We start from the raw sequence: 23,762 nt of genomic DNA, 5'->3' as shown, positions 1-23,762 counted from the left end.
AGTCGGTGCTGCACCGCTCAGTGGCCGCCGGACGCGAAAAGGTTGCCGCCGATTTTGGCGGTGGCGGTGGCGGTGGCGACGGCGGTGACCACGGCGTCCGCCGACCTTGGCCCGCAGGAACTTCTCGCGCGGGTGGAACCGGGCCGCCTCGGCCAGGTCGCGGGGCTCGTCGGTGAGTTCCTCGGGGGCCGGCCTGCCCCACTCCCCCATCTCGCGGTCGCGGGGCTCGTCGGTGAGCCCCGCGGGGGCCGGCCTGCCCCACTCCCCCATCTCGCGCCGGAAGATCTCCCGGATCTCGGAGCGGCCCCGGTGGATGGCGGCACCAGGATGTGTGCGGGGCGGTCGCCGCCCAACTGCACGATGAGCTCCGCGAGGTCGGTCTCGTAGGCGCGGATGCCCGCGTCCGCGAGTGCCTCGTTGAGGCCGGTCTCCTGGGTGGCCATCGACTTGACCTCGACGGCCTCGCCCTCGCCGGTCGCCTTCACCAGATAGGTGACGATGCGGTTGGCCTCGGCGGCGTCCGCCGCCCAGTGGACCACTCCCCCGGCGGCCGTCACCGCCTTCTCCAGCCGAAGTAGGTGGTGGTCGAGGTGGCGCAGGGTGCGACGCTTGACCGCCGCGGCCGTCTCCCGCAGTTCCTCCCAGTCCTCCAGTTCGGCGGCGACCGCCAGCCGTTTGTCCCGGATGGTCCCGGTCGCCCGGCGCAGATTCGCCCGCAACCGGGTGTCGGCGAGCGCGGTGCGCCCCGCCTCCGGGAAGGCCGGGGTGCCCAGCCATACGACGTTGCCGGCACCGCTCACCGTACGTCCCCTTCCGTTGCGGCAAGGATCTCCGCCAGGTGCATCGTGCCGAAGCCGGTGCGGAGCCGGGAAAGCCCGCCGCCGATGTGCGTCAGGCAGGAGTTGTCGCCCGCGCACAGGAACTCGGCCCCGGTGTCCTGCACATGGCGCATCTGGTCGGCGAGCATGGCGTTGGACACGTCCGCGTCTTCAACGCGAAGGTGCCGCCGAAGCCGCAGCAGGACTCGGCGCCGTGGCTGCGGGGACGGGGATGCCCGGGTCCAGCAGGCCCTCTGCGCGCAGTTCGTCCCACAGGGCGTCCGGGATCGGGCGGCCCAGCTGCTCCACCGTGTCGCGCACTTCCTCGGGAGTGCGCGCGCCGGTCAGGACGCTTGCGACAGCGGGATGGCCGAACGGGAAGCGCAGCGCGGCGCCACGCAGCGGCACGCCGTGGCGTTCGCAGACCGCCAGCAACCGCAGCGCCCGGTCGAGCACCGGCTGCGGAGCGGGGGCGTAGTCGTAGGTGGCGCCGGGCCGGGGGGCCGTCAGCAGCCCGGAGTTGAACACCCCGCCGATGAGCACGCTCCGGCCGCGGGCGGCCGCCTCCGGGAGCAGTTCGGTGAGCCCGTCCTGTTCCAGGAGGGTGTAGCGGCCGGCCAGCAGCACCACGTCCATGTCGGTCTCGCGCACGAACCGGGCCGGCAGCGCGGACTGGTTCATCCCGACGCCGATCGCTCCGATCACGCCTTCGGCGCGCAGCCGCTCCAAAGCCGGATACGCCTCGCGCAACGCCTGCTCGGCGTGGTCGTCCGGATCGTGCAGCAGGGCCACGTCGACGCGGTCGACGCCGAGGCGCTCCAGGCTGGCCTCCAGGGAGCGCAGCACTCCGTCGGCGCTGAAGTCCCAGACCCTGCGGTGGGTGGCCGGGACGGCGAAGCCGTTCGCGAGGTCGTCGCCGGCGCCGCCGTCCGGGTCCGGCACCAGAAGCCGGCCCACCTTGGTGGAGAGGGTGTAGGCGTTGCGGGGGTGCCGGCGCAGCGCGGCGCCGAGCCGCCGTTCCGACAGGCCGAGACCGTAGTGGGGCGCGGTGTCGAAGGTGCGGATGCCGGCATCCCAGGCCGCGTCCACCGTGGCGTGGGCGGCCTCATCGGTGACCGGGTGGAAGAGGTTGCCGAGGGCGGCACAGCCGAGCGCCAGTTCCGAGACCGGTACGGCGGTGGCACCCAGCCCGGTGCTCCTCACGACCGGTCCACCGGGCGCAGCCGCAACCCCTGCATGCCGCCGTCCACCGCGAGCGCGGTGCCGGTGACGGACGCCGCGGCCGGACTCGCCAGGTAGACGATGGCTGCCGCCACCTCGTCGGCGGTCACCAGGCGGCCCATGGGCTGGCGGGCGTGGAGGGCGGCGCGCTCGGCCTCCGGGTCGTCGGCGGAGTCCAGCAGCCGGGCCACCCAGGGGGTGTCGGCGGTGCCGGGGTTCACGCAGTTGACGCGGATGCCCTCGCGGACGTGGTCGGCGGCCATGGCCAGGGTGAGCGACAGCACGGCACCCTTGCTGGCGCAGTACAGGGCGCGCTGCGGCAGTCCCGCCGTGGCCCCGATGGAACAGGTGTTGACCACGGACGCGTGCGCGGACCGACGCAGATGAGGCAGGGCGGCGCGGGTGCTGCGCACCACGCCGAGGACGTTGATGTCCAGGACGCGGTGCCACTCCTCGTCGGGGTTGTCCTCGACGGTGCCGAGCGCGCCGACGCCCGCGTTGTTGACGAGGATGTCGACGCCACCGAGGCGCGTGGCCGCCAGGTCGACGGCGGCGCGCACGGAGGCTTCGTCCCCGACGTCGGCCTGGAGTCCGAGCAGCGGTTCACTGACGCCGCCCGGGTCGAGGTCGAGCACGGCCACTGCCGCGCCCTGCGCCGCCAGTGCACGGGCCGTGGCCAGCCCGATGCCGGACGCGCCTCCCGTGACGACGGCTCTGAGCCCTGACAGACCGGTCATGCCACGTTCTCCTGGTCCGAGAGTCCGGCGCGGTCGGCCACCCAGAACGCCCCGTCCGGGTAGCGGAACTCGGCGATCGACGCCTCCCGCATGGTGGCGGAGAAGCCGGGGGCGAGCGGTGCGGTGTAGTGGCCGTCGCGCATCACCACGGGCACGGTGAAGTGCTGGTGGAGGTGGTCGACGTACTCGATCACCCGGTTCTCGGTGGTGCCGGACAGTGCCAGGTAGTCGAACATCGACAGGTGCTGCACCAGCTCGCACAGCCCCACTCCGCCGGCGTGCGGGCAGACCGGTACCCCGAACTTGGCGGCGAGCAGCAGGATCGCGAGGTTCTCGTTGACCCCGCCGACCCGGGCCGCGTCGATCTGCAGGACGTCGATGGCGCCGGCCTGCAGCAGCTGCTTGAAGACGATGCGGTTCTGGACGTGCTCGCCGGTGGCGACCTTCACCGGGCCGACCGCCTGGCGTACGGCGGCGTGTCCGAGGACGTCGTCGGGGCTGGTGGGCTCCTCGATCCAGTACGGGTCGAACTCGGCGAGCGCCTTGGTCCACTCGATCGCCTCGTCCACGTTCCACCGCTGGTTGGCGTCGACGGCGATGCGGATGTCGTCGCCGACGGCGGCACGGGCGGTGCGCAGCCGACGGATGTCGTCGTTCAGGTCGGCGCCGACCTTCAGCTTGATCTGCCTGAAGCCGTCGGTCACGGCCTGCTTGGCCAGCCGGGTGAGCTTGTCGTCGGAGTAGCCGAGCCAGCCCGGGGATGTGGTGTAGCCGGGGTAGCCGCGCTCCAGCAGGAGTGCCTCACGCCGCGCGAGGCCCGTCCGGCCCTCGCGCAGCAGGGTGAGGGCGTCCTCGGGGGTGAGGGCGTCGGCGATGTAGCGGAAGTCGACCTGCGAGACCAGCCACTCCGGGGTGGCCTGGGCGAGCAGTTGCCACAGCGGCTTGCCCTCCCGCTTGGCGGCCAGGTCCCACAGGGCGTTGACCACGGCTCCGATCGCCATGTGCATCACGCCCTTCTCGGGTCCGAGCCAGCGCAGCTGACTGTCACCGATCAGGTCGCGGCTGAGCGAGCCGGGGTCGGCGCACAGCTCCTGGACGCTGCGGCCCAGGACATGGGGCCGCAGCGCGTCGATCGCGGCGACCTGGACGTCGTTGCCGCGTCCGATGGTGAAGGTGAAGCCGTGGCCTTCGTGTCCGTCGCCGGCGTCGGTGCGCAGCACGACGTAAGCGGCGGAGTAGTCGGGATCCGGGTTCATCGCGTCGGAGCCGTCCAGTTCCCGCGAGGTGGGGAAGCGGACGTCGTAGGTGTCGACGGCGGTGATCCGGGCGGAGTCTGCAGTCAAGGTGGTGCTGCCTTTCACGCTTGGGCGAAGGTCTGGCGCTGGCTGCCGAGGCCGTCGACGGAGAGCTCGACGGTGTCGCCGGGGCGCAGGAACGGGTTGCCGGGCAGGCCCAGGGCGACGCCCGCAGGGGTACCGGTGTTGATCACGTCGCCCGGTTCCAGGACCATGTACTGGCTCAGGTACGCCACGATGTGGTCGACCTGGAAGATCATGTCGCTGGTGTGGCCGTCCTGCCGCTTCTCGCCGTTGACGCTGAGGTGCAGGCCGAGGTTCTGCGGGTCGCCGGCCTCGTCCGCCGTGACCAGCCACGGCCCGAGCGGGTTGAAGGTCTCGCAGGACTTGCCCAGGTCCCACTGAGGCGAGTACTCCAGCTGGAACTCGCGCTCCGAGACGTCATGGCTGATCGCGTATCCCGCGATCACGTCCCGCGCTGCCTGAGGACCGTCGAGGTAGCGAGCCCGCTGTCCGATGACGACGGCGAGTTCGACCTCCCAGTCGGTCTTCACCGACCCCCGCGGGATCAGTACCTCGTCGTACGGGCCGACGACCGTCCCCGGGTCCTTCATGAACACCACGGGGCGCGGGGGTATGGCCGCGCCGGTCTCGGCGGCGTGGTCGCGGTAGTTGAGCCCGACGCAGATGACCTTGCCGGGCCGCGAGACGGGTGCGCCGACCCTCAGGCCGTCCCCGTCGAGCTCGGGCAGCTTCCCCGCCGTGACGGCCGCGCGGGCCCGGTCGACTCCACCGGAGGCGAGGAAGACTCCGTCGATGTCCGCGGTCAAGGAGGACAGCTCCAGCAGCCGGCCGTCGTCGGTACGGACCGCCGGCCGCTCCTCACCGGGGGCGCCGACTCGTAGCAGTTTCACTGGGGAGCTCCCTTGCCATGCGGATTTCGTCTCAGAGGTGGTCGGCCGTCGGCCGGGCCGCACGTGCTGCGCCGGACGGAAGCTCTCGGAACAGCCTCGCTCCTGCCCGTCGTCAGTCATCGGATGAATGGCGGCAGGGTGACCTTAGATTGCAGCGATCGCGCCTGGCAATGGATTCCTCGGATGTATTTGCTCGCCGTTGCCAGTCAAGCCCCACCGAGGTGCGGATCTTCTGCGATCACGCGCGACAGGGCAGTTGACACACGATTCGCCATCCGATGAATCCAGAGGCGGGTCACAGGCTCGTCTGCCCTGGTGGGAGCGGGTCCAGACGGCATGCGGGCGGGCCGCCGCGCGGGGATGCGGCACCGGGGTGTGCCTCCCGTTGCCGAATCGTGAGCTGCCGCAGTGCCCCTCCCCTCGTCCACGGAATCAGTGAATACGCAGGCCAGGTGGGAGCCAATGCGGCGCCAGGAGGCCGGAACGGCGCCTCGACGCCCTGCGCGGGATGTCCGGAAAATCTCTGGCGGCGGACTCTTGTCAACGGCGGCAACGTCGTCGTAACGTCCTGGTCGTCCGAGATACATCGGAGGAATGGCCGCAACATCCAGTGCCCCCGTTTCGGCCCGCATCCGGCCGGTCGCTTCGCCTCCGCGCCTCGGGCTCCGGTCGACCCTCACACCCGCTCCTCTCAGGGGCGATCTGCGCGTCTTCCGCGCCGGATCGGCACCTGCCCGTCCTACGACCTCGCCCCTCCCCCCACGGGCAGGTACACCCCCTCCCACCGTCGCCCTGCGGCCCTGTGCCCCTGGCTAAGGAGAGATCACGGCCATGAAGCTCGCTCACACCCGCTCCACCGCCGCAGCCGCCACCGCCGTTCTCGCGGTGCTGGCCCTCGCCACCGCGTGCAACCGCGCGGGCACCACCTCGGTCTCCTCCGGCGGCGACAAGCCCGCCATCGGCATCGACCTGCCGCGCTCCGACTCCGACTTCTGGAACTCCTACGCCGAGTACGTGAAGAAGGACATCAAGTCCGACGGCATCAACGCGCTGCCGCTGAGCAACTCGCAGAACGACGTCACCAAGCTGGTCGCCAACGTCCAGGTGTTCCAGAACACGGGCGCCAAGGCCGTCGTCATGGCCCCGCAGGACACCGGCGCGATCGCCTCCACCCTCGACACCCTCGCGGCAAAGAAGATCCCCGTGGTCAGCGTCGACACCAGGCCCGACACGGGCGATGTCTACATGGTGGTCCGTGCCGACAACCGGGCCTACGGCACCAAGGCCTGCGAGTTCCTCGGCAAGCAGCTGGGCGGCAAGGGCAAGGTCGCCGAGCTGCAGGGCGCCCTGGACTCCATCAACGGACGCGACCGCTCCGAGGCGTTCGCGGAGTGCATGAAGACGAAGTTCCCGAAGATCAAGGTGTTCGAGCTGCCCACCGACTGGAAGGGCGACGTGGCCTCCGCGAAGCTGCAGTCGCTCCTCGCCCAGAACAAGGACCTGAACGGCATCTACATGCAGGCCGGCGGCGTCTTCCTCCAGCCGACCCTCGCCCTGCTGGAGCAGAAGAACCTGCTCAAGCCCGCGGGGCAGAAGGGCCACATCAGCATCGTCTCCAACGACGGCATCCCGCAGGAGTTCGACGCCATCCGCAAGGGCCAGATCGACGCCACGATCTCCCAGCCCGCCGACCTCTACGCCAAGTACGCGCTGTACTACGCCAAGGCCGCGGCAGAGGGCAAGACCTTCAAGCCGGGTGCGACCGACCACGACTCCACCATCATCAAGCTGCCCAACGGCCTCGAGGACCAGCTCCCCGCGCCGCTGATCACCAAGGACAACGTCGACGACAAGTCCCTGTGGGGCAACAACGTCGGCTGACGACCGCCGGTTCCGCGTCGGGGAGCACGTCCCCCGGCGCCCACCCCGCTCCGCCCCTCAGCCCCAGCCTCCGTACACGAAGGACGGTATCCACCATGGCGGACACCGCGACCGCCCCGGCGACCGGCCCCGGCACCCCGGCCCCGGTGGCCGAGGCGACCGGCATCAGCAAGAGATTCGGTGCGACGGTCGCTCTGCGCGACGCCCGTATCACCGTGGCCCCGGGCGAGTCGCACGCCCTGGTCGGACGAAACGGCGCCGGCAAGTCGACGCTGGTGTCCATCCTCACCGGCCTCCAGCAGCCCGACACCGGGACCCTGCGCTTCTCCGGCGAGCCCGCGCCCGCCTTCGGCGACATCGACGCCTGGCGCTCCCGGGTCGCCTGTGTCTACCAGCGCTCCACCATCATCGGTGACCTGACCGTCGCCGAGAACCTCTTCCTGAACCGGCAGAGCGGCAAAGCGGTGCAGCCCATCCGCTGGAAGCAGCTGCGCCGGCGTGCCGAGGAACTGCTCGGCGAGTACGGCGTCGCCGTCGACCCCGCCGCCCGGGCCAAGGACCTCACCGTCGAGCAACGGCAGTTCGTGGAGATCGCACGCGCCCTGTCGTTCGGCGCGCGCTTCATCATCCTCGACGAGCCGACCGCCAGACTCGACGCCCGCGGCATCGAGCGGCTCTTCGAAAAGCTCCGCGACCTCCAGCGCCAGGGTGTCGCCTTCCTCTTCATATCCCACCACCTGCAAGAGGTGTACGACCTCTGCACCACGGTCACGGTCTACCGCGACGCGAGCCACATCCTCACCGCGCCCGTCGCCGAACTCGGCCACCAGGCACTGGTGGAGGCCATGACCGGCGAGTCCGCCTCCGCGGTCACCGCCACGGGCGGGCGCCCCGCCGTGCGCTCCGCCGCCGACGAACTGCTGACGATCGACGGCCTGACACTGCCCGGCGTCTGCGAGGACATGTCCCTCTCGGTCCGCGCCGGCGAGGTCGTCGGGCTCGCCGGCGCCACCGCCAGCGGCAATGTGCAGGTAGGTGAGGCGATCGCCGGTCTGCACCGCGCCAGGACGGGCCGCGTCTCGGTCGGCGGCAGGACCGTGCGCACCGGCAGTGTGCCGTCCGCACTGACCGCCGGAGTCGGTCTGGTCCCCGAGGACCGCCACCTCCAGGGCCTGGTGAACAACCGCAGCGTGGCGGAGAACGCGACACTGACCGTCACCGACCAGCTCGGCCCGTTCGGCACGGTGCTGCCCGCCCGTACCAGGGCGTTCGCCGGGCGCATGATCCGCGACCTCGACATCAAGACCCCGGGAGCCGCCACCCCGGTCTCCGCGCTCTCCGGCGGCAACCAGCAGAAGGTCGTCGTCGCCCGGGCCCTGGCCACCGAGCCTCACGTACTGGTGGCCATCCGCCCCACCAACGGGGTGGACGTCAAGTCCAAGGAATTCCTCCTGGGCCGCATCCGGCAGGTCGCGGACGGCGGCAGGGCCGCGCTGATCGTCTCCGACGAACTGGACGACCTCAAGGTCTGCGACCGGGTCGTCGTGATGTTCCACGGACGCGTGGTCGCCGAATTCGACCGCGGATGGAGGGACGAGGACCTCGTCGCCGCCATCGAGGGGGTCTCCGGCGACGCGCCCCCCGCCGCCACGTTCCCCGTATCCGCCGTATCCGCCTCATCCGGCGCAGACGAGCACGGAAGGTAGTCATGTCCGCCACCACAGATCTCACCGAGCCCGCAGTGAGCCCGGCTGAGCCGGCCGCCGCGGACACCACGCGCCGCCGGGTCGACCTCGGGCGCTTCCGTGAACTGTCCCTGGTCCCGGCGATCCTCGTCCTGGGCCTGATCGGGTTCATCGTCTCGCCGGCCTTCCTCACCGCCGACAACCTGATCGGTGTGGCTCAGCAGTCCACAGAGCTGAGCCTGCTGGTGCTCGCCACGACCTTCATCCTGATCTCAGGGCGGATGGACCTCTCCCTCGAGTCCACCATCGGCGTGGCCCCCGTCATCGCCGTGTGGCTCGTCCTGCCGACCAGCGGCGGCCGGTTCAACGGACTCGGGCTGCTCCCCGAGTGGACGGCGGTCCCGCTCTGCCTGCTCGTCGGGGCGCTGATCGGCGCCGTCAACGGCTTCCTCATCCTCAAGCTGCGCCTCAACGGCTTCATCGTCACCCTCGGCGCCCTGACGATGCTCCGCGGTCTCCAAGTCGCTCTCTCCCAGGGCCAGTCCATCGTCGAGTTGCCCTCCTCCTTCACCTACCTGGGCAAGGCGTCGTGGCTGGGCGTGCCCGCCGCCATCTGGGTGTGCGCGCTGCTCTTCGCCATCGGTGGCAGTACGCTGGCGTGGCTCCGGCACGGCCGGGCGCTGTACGCGATCGGCGGCAACGCGGAGGCGGCCCGCACCGCGGGCATCCGCGTCGACCGCATCGTCTGGATCGTCCTCATCCTCGGCAGCGTCCTGTCCGCGTTCGCCGGCATCCTCTACAGCGGCCACTACGGCTCGCTCTCCGCCACCCAGGGCAGCGGCTGGATCTTCCAGGTCTTCGCCGCGACCGTCATCGGCGGTGTCAGCCTCAACGGCGGCAAGGGCTCCGTGTTCGGCGCGCTCACCGGTGTGCTGACCCTCCAGTTGGTCGTGAACGTCATGACACTGGCCGGCGTGCCTCCGCTGTGGAACCAGTTCCTCAACGGGGCCATCATCATCGTCGCCCTGGTCATCTCCCGCTTCGCCTCCGGCGAGAAGCAGGAATGACCACGTGCCGGTCGGCGGCCTCGCCGGCCCCGAGCCGGGTCGGGCGAAGCGGCCGACCGGCACATCCACCGCTCAGAGAGGCACGCTCGTGGCACTGACGGACGAGGCGATCGACAAGATCAAGGCGATGATCGTCGACGGCGAACTCGCGCCCGGCTCGCGGCTGCCCAAGGAGGAGATACTCGCCGGGCAACTCGGCCTGTCCCGGAACTCACTGCGGGAGGCGGTCCGTGCGCTGGCCGCCATGCGGATCCTGATCACCCGTCAGGGCGACGGCACGTACGTCTCCAGCCTCGAGCCCCATCTGCTGCTGGAAAGCCTCTCCTTCGCCGCCGACGTCTCCCAGGGCCATACGGCTCTGCAGTTGCTCCAGGTACGACGCCTGCTCGAACCGCAGGCGACCGGGCTGGCCGCCGCGCTGCTGACACCGGAGGACCTCAGGGAACTGCGCAACATCCTCAAGCGGTCCCGGACCGTGGCCACCGTGGAGGAGTTCGTCGCCCACGACATCGCCTTCCACCTCAGGATCGTCGAAGCGGTCGGCAACCCCGTGCTGTCGATGCTGCTGCAGGTGCTCTCCACCCGCACCCAGCGGGTCCGCATCGTCCGTGGCAGCCAGACCAGTCACGCCCTGAACAACGCCCACGAGGACCACGAGCAGATCCTCAGCGCGCTCCAGTCGCGCGACGCCCTGCTCGCCGCCGCCGCGGCGACCGTCCACATCACGGCCGTCGAGCAGTGGCTGGCCGCCAGTCTGACCGATGACGCGATGCAGGTGATCGACGACTGACCCCGCGCTCCCCTCCGCCCCCGCCGCCACCCGGTCTCCCCCTCCGCGCACCGACCGGCTGGCGGCGGCCCGAGGCCGCTCGCACTTCCGCTCCGTGGTCAGCCCCGACCGCGTCCGCCGGCCGGGGTTCGTTCGCGTCTGCCGCAGCGCGGAAGGATCGACGTCCGGGCGGGGTTGTGCGGGTGCGGCATGATGCCGCCGATGATCCTCGCACCGCCCGCCTGTGCCTGCGCGATGATGTTCGGGTGGCCGCGTGGCCACCCGGGGGCGTTCGGTGAGACTCCGTCGCTGGTCGGGGTTGCCGTTGAAACGATCGCTGGATGACGTGCGCTTCAGCGGAGGTGGAAGCGAATGAACCGTCTCCGTCGGCTACGGCCTGCCACGGCCGGCTCGGGTCGCCGGAGGCGGTCTTCCGCGCCACGTCCATGGCGTCGGCCTGCGGTCCGGTGGTGGCGGCGAACGGGCCGGAGGCCGGGCATCACGGTCCACCGCTGGTTGCCGGCGCCGTTGCAGGACCAGATCTCCGGCCACGGGTACCGCCGCGGTGAGGTCTGCCGCACGGATGGGCGACATCCTCGCGCGAAACGGCTCAGCCATCCGATCCATCCTTGGAGGCGGCCGGTGCGGGTGCCGGCGGCGGCCCCCGTCGCGCGGCAGTACCGCAGCGCTCGAAGGACGAAGGGCGCCTGAACAGGCAAGACGCCCGTCAGACGCCCTTCCGCCGCGGCGGAGTCACGGATGATAGATGTCCCAGCCCGCCGACCCGGTGGGTGCAGGGCCCGGCTTCGACCTGTTCGCGTCGCACCGTGCGGAATCCCGCGCCGGGAGCAGCCGGTGCCCACCGATCCGCTCCGTCCCGAACCGCACGTCCGCGTCCCCGGCAGCGGCCAAGTCCCCTGTCACCCGCGGCAGTTCCCCGCCGGCCAGTGGTCTGCCCGCGTACGCCGCGACAAGGCCCCGGGTGCAGGTGGCGTCCTGTCCGGTGGCAAGACTGCTCGGAAAGGCGACCGTTCGGGTCCTGCTGCCGTCCGCGGACAGCCCGTAGCGCAGGACGAACGACAGCTCCGGCCCCGTCGCCCTGGCGGTGAGGGTCCAGAACTCGACCTGTACGTCCAGCGGTCGGCACAGCACCCGCACATCGCCCGTACGTGGCGGGCGGACGACGACCGACGCCTCCTCGTACGACGGTCCGGCCCCGTCGGCCGGCCGGTGGAAGGCGACCGCGGTCCGCAGCCAGGCGGCCTCCTGCCGTCCCGACCAGTCTCCGTCGTCGCGGCAGTCGCCGGCCTGCGTGCCCGCGGACACCTTCGCGCAGCCCGCCGCGAGCAGGGCGAGGACCGCCGCGCCCGCCGTCAGGGCTCCGTGGCGGAAGCGGGTCTGGGTGCGCTGCATGGTCTCCCTCGATCGGAACGGGACGGGCCGCGGGAATCGCGTGGCCCGGGCGGCGAGCAGTCTGCTGGCGCTTCGCCCGCGGCGGGGGCCTCGACGGCCCGCTGTGTCCGTCCCGTGACCATGAAGGCGACGCGGGACCCGACAGAGGGTGTGTCCGTCCGTCTCGCGGCAAAGGCCCCGCAGGGCAGGACGAGAGACGGTTTGCCGATCCACAGGCTCGATTTCGGCGATACGTAGCCGAATTCCCCAAACGCTTGAGCGCTTGTCGTCCCCTGTTCACGATTTGCCTGTCAAGTGCCCGACGGCCAGGCCTCGGGCCCCAGCGCTGCAGAAGCGAGACCAGCATGGTGCGTGTCCGTGCGTCCCTGTCCCAGCTGCCCGCCTACGTTCCGGGCCGCAAACAGCCCGGGGCCATCGTGCTGGCCAGCAACGAGTCCCCGTACGGGTTGCTGCCGGGGGTGGCCCGAACCCTCGCGGAGGCCGTCGGCGGCGTGTCGCGGTACCCCGATCTGCACGCCGGCTCGCTGGTCGAGACCCTGGCGGCGCACCACGGGGTCGAGCCGGACCGGATCGCGGTGGGCGCCGGTTCCTCCGAGGTGTGCGGGCAGTTGCTGCACACCGTCGTGGGGCCCGGTGACGAGGTCGTCTTCGGCTGGCGGTCGTTCGAGGCGTACCCGATCCTCACCGCCGTGGCAGGCGGTACGGCGGTGCCGGTGCCGTTGCGCGACCACGCCCTCGACCTCGATGCCATGGCCGCGGCGATCACCGACCGGACCCGGCTGGTCTTCGTGTGCAACCCCAACAACCCGACCTCCACGGCGGTCGGTGCGCGGGCGCTGACCGACTTCGCGGACCGGGTGCCGCGGAACGTGCTGATCGTCGTCGACGAGGCGTACCGGGAGTACGCCGATCCCGCCCGGGTCCCCGACGGCCTCGCCCTCCTCGGCGACCGGCCGAACGTGGCGGTGCTGCGGACCTTCTCGAAGGCGTACGGACTGGCCGGGCTGCGCGTGGGCTACTGCGTCGCGCCACCCGGGATCGCGGCGCACGTCCGCCGCACGCAGGTGCCGTTCAGCGTCAGCGCCCTGGCCCAGCGGGCCGCCGTGGTCGCCCTCGGCGAGGGCGCGGAGGTCGCCAGGCGGGCCGCCCTCACGGTCGCCGAACGCGACCGGGTCAGCGCACGGTTGCGGGCGCTGGGCCACGACGTGCCCGACTCCGGGTCCAACTTCGTCTGGCTCCCGCTCGGCGACGGCAGCGCGGAATTCGCCCGGCACTGCGCCGACGGGAACGTCGTGGTCCGGCCCTTCCCCGGCGAGGGCGTCCGGGTGACGATCGGGCTGCCCGAGGAGAACGACGCCTTCCTCGCACTCGCCGCGAGCCCGAGAGGCTGACGGCCGTGCGCCCCGGTCCCTACGAGCGCCACCGCGAGCTGCTGCAGAGCGTGGTCCGCGCGATCGCCGCCGGTGAGTGCCGTCGCCCCTTCACCGAGGCGACCGGCCAGGACGCGGCCGACGCGGGCATGAGATCGACCCGGACCGCGGGCAAGGTGTTCCGCTCGCTGCTGGGACGGCCCTTCGACCTGGGGCAGCCCGGCGGGCTCGGCCTTGTGCGCCCGGAGGCGTCGCCGTACGGCGTCGGTCCGGCCGTCGCCTACCCCCGCTGTGATCCCACGGCGCTGGTCGCGGCGGCCGAGCGGGCGGCGGCCGGCTGGCGGGCCGCAGGGCCGTACGAGCGCGCCGGGCTCGCCGTGGAGATCCTGCGCCGGCTCAACACCCGCAGCCACGAACTGGCCCTCGCGGCGCACCACACCACCGGCCAGTCCCTCCGCACGGCCTTCCGCGCCGCCGGGCCGCACGCCCAGGACCGTGCCCTGGAGGCGGTGGCCCGCGCCTTCGCCGAGTCGGAACGTCTCCCGGCCGACCTGCACTGGGAGAGCGCCGAGCGGGGCGGGCTGCCGCGCGCGCTGCGGGGCACCTGCGTCCTGGTGCCCCGCGGGGTGTCGCTGCTCGTCGGCTGTCCCGACTTCCCGCTCTGGAACGGGTATCCGGGCCTTTTCGCCAGCCTGGTCACCGGCAACCCGGTGGTCGTGGCTCCGCACCCGCGCTCGGTGCTGCCGCTGGCCATCACGGTGCGGGTCGCCCGGCAGGTGCTGGCTCAGGCCGGTCACTCCCCCGACCTCGTGACCCTGGCGGTGGCGGAACCCGAGCGGCACGTGCAACGGCAGCTGGCCACGCACCCGGCGGTGCGCATCGTCGACTTCACGGGCTCCGCGCGCTTCGCCGACTGGCTGGAGCAACACGCCCGGCAGGCCGCCGTGTTCGCCGACCGGATCGGGCTGAACACCATGGTGGTGGACTCGACCGACGACTACCGGGGCCTGGTACGGGCTCTCGCTCTCTCCTCGTGCCGGTGCAACGGCACGGTGCGCACCACGCCGCAGAACGTCCTGGTGCCCGAGCGGGGCCTGCGCACCGACGAAGGGCACAAGACGCTGCGGGACCTCGGGGCCGACCTCGGCGACGCGGTCGACCGGCTGCTCGGGCATCCCGCCCGCGCGGCAAGGGTGTTGGGCGCGGTCACCACCGACGAGGTGCGCGGCGCTCTGACGGAAGCCGCGCGTTACGGGCCGGTCCTGCACGCCTCCGGCCCGGTCACGCACCCCGACCACCCGGACGCCGATCTGCGCAGCCCGCTGCTGGTGCGGCTGCGCGCCTCGGACGAGCGGGTCTACACGCGGGAGTGGCCCGGTCCGGTGACCTTCCTGGTGGGCACCGACTCGACCTCGCACAGCCTGGCGCTGCTGCGCCGGACGGTGGCGCGGCACGGGGCGCTGTACGCCTCGGTGCACTCCACCGACCCGCTGGTGCTGGCGGCCGCCGGGACCGCGGCGCTGGACGCCGGGGTGCACCTGGTGGAGAACCTCGACGACCTGCCCGCCGACCCGTCCTCGGCCCTCGCCGAACTGCCGGGCGGGGGCGCCCACTTCGTCACCGGGCGGTTCCGCGTCGTGCGCTCGCGCAGGCACGCGCCGCCGACGTCTGCCGTCCCGGCACCGGACCGCCTCGAAACCGGCGTCGCGCTCATCGACGTATGACCGCCCACCCGTCCTCAGTCGGTCCAGGTGGCGCCGCGCCCCCGCACCTCGTCGAAGACGAGCCAGGTGCGGGTGGAGCGCACGCCCGGCACCGCGTGGATGCTCTCCAGCACCACCTTGCGCAGCGCCAGGTTGTCCGGCGCCCGCACCAGCACCAGCACGTCGAAGTCGCCGGTGACGAGGGCGACGTGTTCCACGTAGGGGATCTCACGCAGTTCGCGGGAGATGTCGCGCCAGGCGTTCTGGTCGATGCCCAGCGTCACGTAGGCGCTCGTGCCCAGGCCGGCCCGCTGGGCGTTGAGCTGCGCGGTGAAGCCCGTGATGACGTCCTCGGCCACGAGCCGGCCGATGCGCGTGTACGCGTTGGCCCGGGAGATGTGCACCTGCTCGGCGAGGGCCCGGACCGAGATCCGGCCGTCCTCGAGGAGCCGGCTCAGGATCTGCCGGTCGATGTCGTCGAGCGGGACGGCAGTTCGTCCGGCCGCGGCCCCCGGCAGCGCGTTTTCCTCGGACACTTTGTCCTCCCAGACCCTGATGTTCGGCAGTTCATCGCCGGTTCGGCCGAGCTATTGAACACATATTCCGTGGTGGCGACCATCCTCCTGTCAAGTGTCCAGAGAAAGCGAGTGCCCTCCATGTCTGTGAAGAGCCTCCGCCAGACGGTCCAGGGCCTCCTGCCGTCCCTGACGCCGGTGCGGTTCGTGGCCGAGGACGGCACACCCGTCGCGAAGCCACCGGCCGGCTACACCGAGCCCGAGGCCGAGACCCTGCTCGACGCCTGGCGGCGCATGGTCCTGGGCCGCAGGTTCGACACCCAGGCGACCGCCCTCACCAAGCAGGGCCGCCTCGCGGTCTACCCCTCCAGCCGTGGTCAGGAGGCCTGCCAGATCGGCGCCGTGCTCGCGCTGCGCCCGGACGACTGGCTGTTTCCGACCTACCGCGACTCCGTCGCCCTGGTGACCCGTGGCATCGACCCGGTCGAGGTCCTGACGCTGCTGCGCGGCGACTGGCACTGCGGCTACGACCCCGCCACCACCCGTGTCGCTCCCCAGTGCACCCCGCTGGCCACCCAGGTGCTGCACGCGACGGGCATGGCCGAGTCCCTTCGCCGCAAGGGCGAGGACGGCGTGGCGATGGCGCTCGTCGGGGACGGGGCGACCAGCGAGGGCGACTTCCACGAGGCGCTGAATTTCGCGGCCGTCTTCCGCGCTCCGGTCGTGTTCTTCGTGCAGAACAACAAGTACGCGATCTCCGTGCCCCTGGCCCGGCAGACCGCGGCGCCCGCCCTGGCGTACAAGGGCATCGGCTACGGGGTGCGCTCCGAGCAGGTCGACGGCAACGACCTGGTCGCGGTGCTGGCGGTGCTGACCTCGGCCGTCGAGCACGCCCGCGCCGGTCACGGCCCCGTCCTGGTCGAGGCGCACACCTACCGCATGGACGCGCACACCAACGCCGACGACGCCACCCGCTACCGGGAGGAAGGCGAGGTCGACCAGTGGCGGGCCGCCGACCCGGTCGACCGCCTGGAGGCGTACCTGCGCTCGCGCGAGGCGCTCACCGACGAGGACGTGGCGGCGCTGCGGGAGGAGGCCGAGGAGCTGGCGGCCCGGGTGCGCGCCGGCATGAACGCGGACTCCGTGCCGGACCCGCTGGAGCTGTTCGACCACGTCTACGCCGAGCCGACCCCCCAGCTACACGAGCAGCGTGCCCAGTTGGCGGCCGAGCTCGCCGAATCCGCCCAGGCCCAGGAGGACTGACGACCATGGCCAAGGTCACGATGGCGCAGGCGCTCAACACCGCCCTGCGCGACGCGCTGCGCGAGGACGAGAGGGTCCTCGTCTTCGGCGAGGACGTCGGCCCGCTCGGCGGGGTGTTCCGCATCACCGACGGGCTGACCCGCGACTTCGGCGAGCAGCGCTGCTTCGACACCCCACTCGCGGAGGCCGGCATCGTCGGCCTGGCGGTCGGCATGGCGATGGGCGGCTTTCGGCCCGTGGTGGAGATGCAGTTCGACGCGTTCGCCTATCCGGCGTTCGAGCAGATCGCCTCGCACGTCGCCAAGACGCGCAACCGCACCCGCGGCCGGATCGGCCTGCCGATGGTGATCCGCATCCCCTACGCGGGCGGGATCGGCGGAGTCGAGCACCACTGCGACTCCAGCGAGGCCTACTACGCGCACACGCCGGGCCTCAAGGTCGTCACCCCGGCCACGGCCGAGGACGCGTACTGGCTGCTGCGGGACGCGGTGGCCGACCCCGACCCGGTGGTGTTCCTGGAGCCGAAGAAGCTGTACTGGTCGCGCGAGGACACCGACCTGCAGACGCGCGGGGCGCTGCCGTTCGGGCGGGCGGCGATCCGGCGGGCGGGGTGTGACGCCACCCTCGTCGCCTACGGTCCGTCGGTCCCGGTGGCGCTGGCCGCCGCCGAGGCCGCCGCGGAGGACGGCATCGAGCTGGAGGTCGTGGACCTGCGGACCCTGGTGCCCTTCGACGACGGGACGGTCAGCGAGTCGGTGCGCAGGACCGGCCGCTGCGTGGTCGTGCAGGAGGCGCAGGGCTTCGCCGGGGTCGGCGCGGAGATCGCCGCCCGGGTGCAGGAGCGCTGCTTCCACTCGCTCGCCGCTCCCGTGCTGCGGGTGGCCGGCTTCGACATTCCGTATCCGCCGCCGAAGCTGGAGCACGCGCACCTTCCCGGCGTCGACCGGATCCTCGACACCGTCGACCGTCTGCAGTTCGCCGACGAGCCGGACACCCGGCACCTCGTGAAGGGAGCGGTCGCATGAGCGCCGCGACGCTGAACGAGCAGCTGTTCCGGCTGCCCGACCTCGGCGAGGGGCTCACCGACGCCGAGATCGTCGAGTGGAAGGTCGCCGTCGGCGACACCGTGTCGATCGACCAGATCGTGGTCGAGGTGGAGACCGCCAAGGCCGTGGTCGAGGTGCCGGTGCCGTACGCGGGCACGGTGCTGCGGCTGCACGCGGAGGCGGGAACGCCGCTGGGGGTGGGCGAACCGCTGATCACGGTGGGAGCGGCGGCACCCGCGGCACCGGAGACGGCCGTCCCGGAGCCGGCCGCCGAGCGGTACCGCGAGGAGGAGCAGGCCGGTTCCGGCAACGTTCTGATCGGCTACGGCACCGGGCACGAACCGGCGTCGCGCCGGCGCCGCCGACGAACGGCCACCGCACCGGAGACGCCCGCACCCGCGCCGGTCGCGCAGGCGCATGCTCCCCGCGTCATCTCGCCCCTCGTCCGGCGGCTGGCCCGGGACCACGGCATCGACCTCGCCGCGCTGGCACCTTCGGGACCGGCCGGGGTCGTCCTGCGGGGGGACGTGGAACAGGCCGCCGCCCGACAGACACCGACCACGACGGAACCCACCCCGGGCCCCTCCCCGGAACCGACCCCGGGCCCCTCCCCGGAACCGACCCCGGGCCCCTCCCCGGAACCCACCCTGGAGCCCGCCCCCGGCGGCCCAGTCCGCATCCCGCTGCGAGGCGTCCGCAAGGCCGTCGCGGACAAGCTCACCCGCAGCCGCACCGAGATCCCCGACGCCACCACCTGGGTCGACGTGGACGCGACCGGCCTGCTGCAGGCCAAGAAGGCGCTGGAGGCCGCCGAACCCGGCCGCCGCGTCGGCCTGTTGGCCCTGCTGGCCCGGATCTGTGTCGCCGGTCTGCGCCGCTACCCCGAGCTCAACTCGACCGTCGACACCGAGCGCCGGGAGATCCTGCGCTTCGACGAGGTGCACCTGGGCTTCGCCGCCCAGACCGACCGCGGTCTCGTCGTCCCCGTCGTCCGGGACGCCCACCGGCTCACGACGGTCCAACTGGCCGCGGAGCTGGCCCGGTTGACCGAACTGGCCCGGACCGGAAGCCTGCCGCCCGACCGGCTGACCGGCGGCACCTTCACCCTCAACAACTACGGCGTGTTCGGCGTCGACGGCTCCACGCCCATCATCAACCACCCGGAGGCGGCGCTCCTCGGTGTGGGCCGCATCGTCGACAAGCCCTGGGTGGTGGACGGCGCGCTCACCGTCCGCAAGGTCACACAGCTGTCGTTCAGCTTCGACCACCGGGTCTGCGACGGCGGCACCGCCGGCGGTTTCCTGCGCTTCGTGGCCGACTGCGTGGAACGCCCGGCAGTCCTGCTCGCCGACATCTGATCAACCTCTTCTTGGCCGCACCACCTTTTTGCTGCACCACGCTTTTTGTTCCACCACACCTGGGCGCACCCCACCCACCAACCGACCGAACGTTCGGCCTGGAGCTCTCATGTCATCAACCTTCCACGCCCGCCACGCGGACCTGCTCGAACAGGCCGCGGCCCGCACCACCGACCGCGGCTACTGGACGCCGTATCCGGAAATCCCCAGCGCCTCGGCGTACGGGGCCGGAGCGCCGGAGTCGGGCGAGGCGGCTTTCCGCGCCCTCCTCGACCGCCCGTTCCCGATCGACGGGCACCCCACCACCGGCACCGTCCCGGCCACGGAGGTGTCGCCGTACGGCTTCCCCCTCGGCATCAGCTACCCGCATCTGGCGCCCGAGGCCGCCGTGGCGACAGCCAGGTCCGCGGCTCCGGCGTGGCGTTCGGCGAGCCCCGACGTCCGGGCCGGCGTGGCGGCCGAGATCCTGGCCCGCCTCAACGCTGCGAGCTTCGAGATCGCGCACGCCGTCCAGCACACCACCGGCCAGCCCTTCGTGATGGCCTTCCAGGCGGGCGGCCCGCACGCCCAGGACCGCGGCCTCGAAGCGGTGGCGTACGCCTGGGAGGCGCAGCGGCGCCATCCGGCCACCGCGCGCTGGAGCAAGCCCCGGCGGCGGGGCGGACCGCTGGTCATGGACAAGACCTGCACGCCGGTCGGCCGGGGCGTGGCCGTGCTCGTCGCCTGCAACACCTTCCCCACCTGGAACGGCTATCCGGGCTTCTTCGCGAGCCTGGTCACGGGCAACCCGGTGATCGTCAAGCCGCACCGGCGGGCCGTGCTGCCGCTGGCGATCACCGTACGGATCGCCCGTGAGGTGCTGGCGGAGGCCGGCTTCGACCCGGACGTGGTGCTGCTGGCCGCCTCACTGCCCGAGGAGCGCACCGCTCCCGCCCTGGCCACCCACCCCGACGTACGGATCGTGGACTTCACCGGTTCCAGCGAGTTCGGCGACTGGCTGGAGACCAACGCCCGCCAGGCCGCCGTGCACACGGAGAAGGCGGGGCTCAACACCGTCGTCGTGGACTCCACCGACGACTACGCCGGGCTGCTGCGCAACCTCGCGTTCTCGCTGTCGCTCTACAGCGGGCAGATGTGCACCACCCCGCAGAACATCCTGGTGCCCCGCGACGGGTTCCCCACGGACCAAGGGCCGCGTACGGCCGACGAGTTCGCCGCCGATCTGGGCTCCGCGCTGGACGACCTGCTCGGCGACACGGCCCGCGCCACCGCCACCCTCGGCGCGATCGTCAACGACTCGGTCCTCGCGGGCCTGGAGGAGGCGGCAGCACTGGGCCGTACCGCCCATCCCACGCGGGCCGTGACACACCCCGGCCACCCGGACGCCGTCGTCCGCACCCCGCTGGTGGCCCGGCTCGACGCCGAGGCCGACGAGAAGACCTACACGAGCGAGTGGTTCGGGCCGGTCTCCTTCGTCATCGCCACCGACGACACCGCGCACTCCCTGCGCGTCCTGCACGACACCGTACGGAGCCACGGCGCGCTCACCGCCTGCGTGTACGCGACCGGCGAGGACGTCCTGACGGCGGCGCGTGCGACGGCTCTGGAGGCGGGTGTGCACCTGTCGGAGAACCTGACCGGCGAGGTGTTCCCCAACCAGTCCGCCGCCTTCAGCGACTTCCACGGCACATCGGCCAACCCGGCCGCCAACGCGACCCTGACCGACCCGGCGTTCGTCACCGGCCGGTTCGCCGTCCTCCAGTCCCGCCGTCACGCCCCCGCCCAGGAGCACGCCGATGTCCGATGAGGTCTATCTGATCGACGGGGCCCGTACCCCGCAGGGCCGCTACGGCGGGGCGCTGGCCTCCGTGCGCCCCGACGACCTGGCCGCGCTCGTCGTCGGCGAGGCCGTGCGACGCGCCGGAGCCCCGGCCGGCTCCGTGGACGAGGTGATCCTCGGCGCCGCGAACCAGGCCGGTGAGGACAACCGGGACGTCGCGCGGATGGCCGTACTGCTGGCGGGACTTCCGCACACCGTGCCCGGATACACCGTCAACCGGCTGTGCGCCTCGGGGCTCACGGCCGTCGCGTCCGCCGCGCAGGCGATACGAGCGGGCGAGGCCGATCTGGTCGTGGCCGGCGGGGTCGAGTCCATGACCCGGGCGCCCTGGGTGATGGCCAAGCCGGGCACACCCTGGTCCCGGCCCGGCGACGTCCACGACACCTCGCTCGGCTGGCGCTTCACCAACGCCCGCTTCCCCGCGACGACGACCTTGTCGATGGGCGAGACCGCCGAGGAGGTGGCCGCCCTGGAGGGCATCAGCCGCCTGGACGCGGACTCCTTCGCGCTGCGCAGCCACCGGCGGGCGGTGGCCGCGCGGATGGCGGGCCGCTTCGCGACGGAGATCGTCCCGGTGCCGGTGGCGGACGGTGAGGTGACCGAGGACGAAGGGCCGCGCCCGACCACCACGTTGGAGAAGCTGAGCGGTCTGCGCACCGCCTTCCGCACGGGCGGCGTCGTCACGGCGGGCAACTCCTCGCCGCTGTCCGACGGGGCCGCCGCCCTCGTGGTGGCGAGCGGGGCGGCGGTGGAGCGCCACGGGCTGACTCCCCGGGCCCGGGTCGTCACCGCCGCCTCTGCCGGGGTCGAGCCCCACCTGATGGGGCTCGGGCCGGTACCGGCCACCGCCAAGGCCCTGGAGCGGGCTGGCTGGACGGCCGCGGACCTCGACGCGATCGAGCTCAACGAGGCCTTCGCCGCCCAGGCCCTCGCGGTCATGCACCGGCTGAAGCTCGACCCGGACCGCGTCAACGCCGACGGCGGCGCCATCGCCCTCGGCCACCCCCTCGGCTGCTCCGGCGCCCGCGTCCTGCTCACCCTGCTGGGCCGACTGGAACGGGAGGGCGGCCGGCGAGGCCTGGCGACCCTCTGCGTCGGGGTCGGACAGGGCGTGGCCATGCTCGTGGAACGCGTATGAACACGCGCGAGAAGGGCTCGTCGGAGACGCCGGCGACTCCGCCGCCCGTGCACCCGCGGTACGGAAAACCGTCGTACGAGGAGACGTCGTACGAGAAATCGTCGGACGGGAAGCCGTCGTACGAGACGCTGTCGGTCGAGAAGCACACGGACCGGGTGGTCGTCACGCTGCGCCGGCCCGCCGCCCGCAATGCCATCAACGGCCGCATGATCGCCGAACTGCACCGTGTGTGCGATGAGTTGGAGCGGGCACCGAAGCTTCTCCTGCTCACCGGGCACGAGGGGGTCTTCGCCGGCGGTGCCGACATCGGGGAACTGCGGCGGCGCGGCCGGGACGAGGCGCTGGAGGGGATCAACAGCCGCCTGTTCGAGCGGGTACGCAGGCTGCCGCTGCCCACGGTGGCCGCCGTGCCCGGCTGGGCGCTGGGCGGTGGCGCCGAGCTGGCGTACGCCTGCGATCTCAGGATCGCCGATCCGAACGCGGTCTTCGGCAATCCCGAACCGGGCCTGGGCATCCTCGCCGCCGCCGGTGCGTGCTGGCGGCTGCGCGAACTGGTGGGCGAGTCGGTGGCCAAGCAGGTCCTGCTCGCCGGGCGCACCCTCGACGCCCGGACCGCACTCGCGTGCGGGCTGGTCATGGAGGTCGTACCGACGGACCGGCTGGCTGCCGAGGCCCACGCGCTGCTCGACCGGATGGCCCGCTCCTCGGCGCTCGCCCTGCGGCTCACGAAGCTCGTCACCGACGCCTCGGGAGCTCATCCCGTGGCCGACGACCTCGCCCAGGCGGTGCTGTTCGAGAGCCCCGACAAACAGGAGCGCATGACGCGCTTCCTGGAGAAGAAGGGAGGCCGGGCATGACCTCGGCAGCAGCACCACCCCCCGTGGTGGGGGTCGTCGGCGGCGGTCGCATGGGCGCAGGTATCGCCCAGTCGTTCGCGGCTGCCGGGTCGCGCGTGGTGGTCGTGGAGCGCGACGGTTCCGCGGCGGCCACGGCAATGGAGCGGGTCACCGCGGGACTTCGGCAGGCGGCCGAGCGGGGGACGCTCGGCGGGCCGCCGGACCTCGGAGTGCCGGACCGCGTCACCGTCGTCTCATCGATCGCCCAACTTCCCTACGATGCCGACCTGGTGGTCGAGGCCGTCTTCGAGGACGCGTCCCTCAAGGCCGAGTTGCTCGCCGCCGCCGAGGCCGCCGTGCACGACGGATGCGTGCTGGCCAGCAACACCAGTTCCCTGTCCGTCACCGGACTCGCGGCGGCCCTGGGGCGTCCCGGGCGCTTCCTGGGGATGCACTTCTTCAACCCCGTGCCCGTCTCCGCCCTCGTCGAACTGGTCCTGGCTCCAGGCACGACCGAGGCGACCCTGGCCGCGGCCGTCCGCTGGACCCACGCCCTCGGCAAACAGGAGGTCGTCGTCAAGGACTCGCCCGGGTTCGCCAGCAGCCGCCTCGGCCTCGCCCTCGGCCTCGAGGCGATCCGCATGGTCGAGGAAGGCGTCGCCGACCCGGAGGCCATCGACACGGCCATGCGCCTCGGCTACCGGCACCCGATGGGCCCCCTGCGGCTGACGGACGTGGTGGGACTCGACGTACGCCTCGCCATCGCGGAACACCTGCACTCGACGCTCGGCGAGCGGTTCGCACCGCCACGGCTGCTGCGGGAGAAGGTCGCCCGCGGTGAGCTGGGCCGCAAGACCGGTCAGGGGTTCTACCAATGGAAGTGAACGAAAGGC

19 protein-coding genes and 2 pseudogenes are annotated in these 23,762 nt (G+C 72.3%); 13 read left to right on the top strand and 8 right to left on the bottom strand.

What is annotated here, in order from left to right; genetic code table 11:
* Positions 1-99: 99 nt before the first annotated feature.
* The 6 genes and pseudogenes from LJ657_RS06620 to LJ657_RS06595 form a co-directional block, all read right to left on the bottom strand.
* Positions 100-800, bottom strand: a pseudogene (locus tag LJ657_RS06620) (LUD domain-containing protein); the annotation flags it as partial.
* Positions 797-1,032, bottom strand: a pseudogene (locus tag LJ657_RS06615) (heterodisulfide reductase-related iron-sulfur binding cluster); the annotation flags it as partial. The pseudogenes LJ657_RS06615 and LJ657_RS06620, both read right to left, overlap by 4 nt.
* The gene (locus tag LJ657_RS06610) at positions 990-2,021 is read right to left on the bottom strand and encodes an aldo/keto reductase (protein ID WP_232647316.1); all 1,032 of its coding nucleotides are present in this window, start codon (positions 2,019-2,021) and stop codon (positions 990-992) included. The pseudogene LJ657_RS06615 and the gene LJ657_RS06610, both read right to left, overlap by 43 nt.
* Positions 2,018-2,776 (bottom strand): SDR family NAD(P)-dependent oxidoreductase, encoded by a 759-nt coding sequence (locus LJ657_RS06605; RefSeq protein WP_232647315.1) that lies wholly within the window; start codon positions 2,774-2,776, stop codon positions 2,018-2,020. The genes LJ657_RS06610 and LJ657_RS06605 overlap by 4 nt, the downstream gene beginning before the upstream one ends.
* Positions 2,773-4,119 (bottom strand): L-fuconate dehydratase, encoded by a 1,347-nt coding sequence (locus tag LJ657_RS06600; protein ID WP_232647312.1) that lies wholly within the window; start codon positions 4,117-4,119, stop codon positions 2,773-2,775. The genes LJ657_RS06605 and LJ657_RS06600 overlap by 4 nt, the downstream gene beginning before the upstream one ends.
* 14 nt (positions 4,120-4,133) lie before the next feature.
* Complete coding sequence (locus LJ657_RS06595) at positions 4,134-4,985, bottom strand: fumarylacetoacetate hydrolase family protein (RefSeq protein ID WP_232647310.1); 852 nt, start codon at positions 4,983-4,985, stop codon at positions 4,134-4,136.
* Between the two features lie 831 nt (positions 4,986-5,816).
* On the opposite strand from LJ657_RS06595, the gene LJ657_RS06590 reads away from it, so the two are divergent.
* The 4 genes from LJ657_RS06590 (at position 5,817) to LJ657_RS06575 (ending at position 10,408) form a co-directional block, all read left to right on the top strand.
* Positions 5,817-6,866 (top strand): sugar ABC transporter substrate-binding protein, encoded by a 1,050-nt coding sequence (locus tag LJ657_RS06590; protein ID WP_232647309.1) that lies wholly within the window; start codon positions 5,817-5,819, stop codon positions 6,864-6,866.
* A 95-nt stretch (positions 6,867-6,961) separates the two neighbouring features.
* Positions 6,962-8,572 (top strand): sugar ABC transporter ATP-binding protein, encoded by a 1,611-nt coding sequence (locus LJ657_RS06585; protein ID WP_232647307.1) that lies wholly within the window; start codon positions 6,962-6,964, stop codon positions 8,570-8,572.
* Positions 8,573-8,574: 2 nt separating this feature from the next.
* Positions 8,575-9,618: an ABC transporter permease gene (locus LJ657_RS06580; protein WP_232647306.1), complete on the top strand. Its 1,044-nt coding sequence runs from the start codon at positions 8,575-8,577 to the stop codon at positions 9,616-9,618.
* An 88-nt stretch (positions 9,619-9,706) separates the two neighbouring features.
* Positions 9,707-10,408, top strand: a complete 702-nt coding sequence (locus tag LJ657_RS06575) for a FadR/GntR family transcriptional regulator (RefSeq protein ID WP_232647304.1) — start codon at positions 9,707-9,709, stop codon at positions 10,406-10,408.
* Positions 10,409-11,140: 732 nt separating this feature from the next.
* On the opposite strand, the gene LJ657_RS06570 is transcribed toward LJ657_RS06575, so the two are convergent.
* Positions 11,141-11,800 carry a hypothetical protein gene (locus tag LJ657_RS06570; RefSeq protein ID WP_232647302.1) on the bottom strand — a complete coding sequence of 220 codons (660 nt, stop codon included), beginning with the start codon at positions 11,798-11,800 and terminating at the stop codon, positions 11,141-11,143.
* A gap of 344 nt (positions 11,801-12,144) precedes the next feature.
* On the opposite strand from LJ657_RS06570, the gene LJ657_RS06565 reads away from it, so the two are divergent.
* Entirely contained in the window at positions 12,145-13,191 is a 1,047-nt protein-coding gene (locus tag LJ657_RS06565; RefSeq protein WP_232647301.1) for a histidinol-phosphate transaminase, read from the top strand.
* Between the two features lie 5 nt (positions 13,192-13,196).
* The gene (locus tag LJ657_RS06560; protein WP_232647300.1) at positions 13,197-14,894 is read left to right on the top strand and encodes an aldehyde dehydrogenase family protein; all 1,698 of its coding nucleotides are present in this window, start codon (positions 13,197-13,199) and stop codon (positions 14,892-14,894) included.
* Positions 14,895-14,908: 14 nt separating this feature from the next.
* Here LJ657_RS06560 and LJ657_RS06555 read toward each other — a convergent pair whose 3' ends face one another.
* A complete protein-coding gene (locus LJ657_RS06555; RefSeq protein ID WP_232647299.1) occupies positions 14,909-15,409 on the bottom strand; it encodes an Lrp/AsnC family transcriptional regulator in 501 nt (166 codons plus the stop codon).
* Between the two features lie 120 nt (positions 15,410-15,529).
* Between LJ657_RS06555 and pdhA the strand changes: the two genes are divergently transcribed.
* The 7 genes from pdhA (at position 15,530) to LJ657_RS06520 (ending at position 23,753) form a co-directional block, all read left to right on the top strand.
* On the top strand, positions 15,530-16,651 hold the full coding sequence (gene pdhA, locus LJ657_RS06550) for a pyruvate dehydrogenase (acetyl-transferring) E1 component subunit alpha (protein ID WP_232647298.1): 1,122 nt from the start codon (positions 15,530-15,532) through the stop codon (positions 16,649-16,651).
* A 5-nt stretch (positions 16,652-16,656) separates the two neighbouring features.
* Positions 16,657-17,676, top strand: coding sequence for an alpha-ketoacid dehydrogenase subunit beta (locus LJ657_RS06545; RefSeq protein WP_232647297.1), 1,020 nt, complete (start codon positions 16,657-16,659; stop codon positions 17,674-17,676).
* Entirely contained in the window at positions 17,673-19,055 is a 1,383-nt protein-coding gene (locus LJ657_RS06540) for a dihydrolipoamide acetyltransferase family protein (protein ID WP_232647296.1), read from the top strand. Before LJ657_RS06545 ends, LJ657_RS06540 begins: the two co-directional genes overlap by 4 nt.
* 109 nt (positions 19,056-19,164) lie before the next feature.
* Positions 19,165-20,862, top strand: a complete 1,698-nt coding sequence (paaN, locus tag LJ657_RS06535) for a phenylacetic acid degradation protein PaaN (RefSeq protein ID WP_232647295.1) — start codon at positions 19,165-19,167, stop codon at positions 20,860-20,862.
* A complete protein-coding gene (locus tag LJ657_RS06530; RefSeq protein WP_232647294.1) occupies positions 20,852-22,033 on the top strand; it encodes a thiolase family protein in 1,182 nt (393 codons plus the stop codon). Before paaN ends, LJ657_RS06530 begins: the two co-directional genes overlap by 11 nt.
* Positions 22,030-22,890, top strand: a complete 861-nt coding sequence (locus LJ657_RS06525; RefSeq protein ID WP_232647293.1) for an enoyl-CoA hydratase/isomerase family protein — start codon at positions 22,030-22,032, stop codon at positions 22,888-22,890. Before LJ657_RS06530 ends, LJ657_RS06525 begins: the two co-directional genes overlap by 4 nt.
* Positions 22,887-23,753, top strand: coding sequence for a 3-hydroxyacyl-CoA dehydrogenase family protein (locus LJ657_RS06520; protein WP_232647292.1), 867 nt, complete (start codon positions 22,887-22,889; stop codon positions 23,751-23,753). Before LJ657_RS06525 ends, LJ657_RS06520 begins: the two co-directional genes overlap by 4 nt.
* Positions 23,754-23,762: the final 9 nt, after the last annotated feature.

The sequence above is a fragment of the Streptomyces guryensis genome, from assembly GCF_021261325.1.
Lineage (GTDB): Bacteria > Actinomycetota > Actinomycetes > Streptomycetales > Streptomycetaceae > Streptomyces > Streptomyces guryensis.
This window is presented reverse-complemented; position numbering and strand designations above follow the sequence as displayed.